Origin of the sequence: Litorisediminicola beolgyonensis, assembly GCF_042679605.1 — a bacterium.
GTDB lineage: Bacteria > Pseudomonadota > Alphaproteobacteria > Rhodobacterales > Rhodobacteraceae > Litorisediminicola > Litorisediminicola beolgyonensis.
In genome coordinates, this window is the sequence record NZ_JBHTMU010000090.1 from 1 (window position 1) to 1,472 (window position 1,472).

Annotated in this window: 2 protein-coding genes; one reads left to right on the top strand and one right to left on the bottom strand. The window is 70.9% G+C overall.

Annotation, left to right across the window (positions count from 1 at the left end; genetic code table 11):
• A partial coding sequence (locus ACFQ4E_RS20550; RefSeq protein WP_386806401.1) for a Y-family DNA polymerase occupies positions 1–533 on the bottom strand: 533 nt, incomplete at its 3' end.
• A gap of 209 nt (positions 534–742) precedes the next feature.
• Here ACFQ4E_RS20550 and ACFQ4E_RS20555 point away from each other — a divergent pair.
• On the top strand, positions 743–1,297 hold the full coding sequence (locus tag ACFQ4E_RS20555) for a carboxymuconolactone decarboxylase family protein (protein WP_386806402.1): 555 nt from the start codon (positions 743–745) through the stop codon (positions 1,295–1,297).
• Positions 1,298–1,472: the final 175 nt, after the last annotated feature.

Here is a 1,472-nt window from a genome sequence, read left to right on the forward strand (position 1 = left end):
CGGGTGGCGCGGGCCTCCTGCTCGATGGCGTCGCCCGAGCGATGCGACGCGGCCTCTTCCCCGCCATAGCGCGCCAGCGCCCAGGCGCCGCCCAGCGTATCGGCGAGCCCCAGCCGCACGTCGAGCCCGAGATCGGCGCAATCGGCGGCGACCTCTGCCATCAGCGCCTCTTCGCCGCCGAAGAGATGCGCGCAGCCGGTCAGGTCGGCGACCAGCGCGTCGGGCGGCTCGGGCGCGACCCAGGGCGAGAACTTGCCCGCCCAGCGGTGCAGCGTGCCGAGAAACCCCGCCTCGCGATGCGCGGCGCGGGGGCGGGTGACGAGATCGGCGCAGATCGCATGGGCCGCGCGCAGGGGCTGGCCGCGGCAGAGCCCGGCGGCGCTGGCCGCGGGCGAGAGCGACGAGAGCACCTGCGATCCGGCCACCTCGTCGACCACGGCGAAGGGGACCTCGGCCAGGAGCGGCTCGTGGCGGATCAGCATGTCGGCCCCCATCCGGGGAAACCAGAGGGAGAGGATACGGCGGTTGGGCATGGCGGGCAGCGATGGATGTTCTTCTTATGTTCTATATCGCGCGGGGGCGGGGAGTCGAGTCTTGGCTTGCCGCAGGGCCCCTGGCGTGGAACCCTGAGGCCCGACCGGCCGATCACATGAGGGAGGCCCGACATGACCCGTCCCGGCCCCGATGCCACCCGCGCCGCCGCTTTGAAGAAAAGCGTCCACGCCCCCTGCCGGGGCGCCGCATGAGCGGTCCGGCCTTCCCTCCGATCCCGGACGCGGACTGGCCCGAGGCGCTGGACGATCTGAAGGGCGGCTTCGCCACCGGGCTTGATGTCTACCGGGTGATGGCGCACCGGCCCGAGCTTCTGCGCGCCTGGGCGCCGCTGCGTCGGCACGTGGTGCAGGAGACCGCGCTCGGGGCCGAGCTGTCGGAGGTGGCGATCCTCAGGACGGGGCAGAGGCTCGGCTCGGACTACGAGGGCGCGCACCATATCGTGCGGGCGCGCAAGATCGGGATGGCGGACGCGCGCATCGCGTCGATCCTCGGCCCGCTCGAGGCCATGTCCGAGACCGACCGGGTGATCGCGGCGGCGGTGGACGCGATCTTCGACCGTCACCGGCTCGACCCAGGTCAGCAGGCGGCGGTGATCGATCTTGTCGGCAGCGCGGGGCTCTTCGACCTGATCGCGACGGTGGGGTTCTATCGGGTGCTCGGAACGATGCTCCTGAGCTTCGAAACGCCGGTCGACGAGGGCATCGCGGCCGCGCTGGCGGCCCGGCCGCTCGAGCCGGAATGACCGGCACAGACCTTTGTCTATGCGCAGGAATGCGCGGTTGCGGACGCGGGCGCATTGCCGCACTGTCCCGCCAAATTTTCAAAAAAGGAGGGATAGTTCATGAAAACCCGTGCAGCCGTGGCCCTTGAGGCCGGCAAGCCGCTTGAGGTTATGGAGGTCAATCTCGACGGTCCGA

Coding starts and splice junctions, on each gene's coding strand:
- ACFQ4E_RS20555 (WP_386806402.1), top strand. CDS start 743: ATGAGCGGTCCGGCCTTCCCTCCGATCCCGGACGCGGACTGGCCCGAG.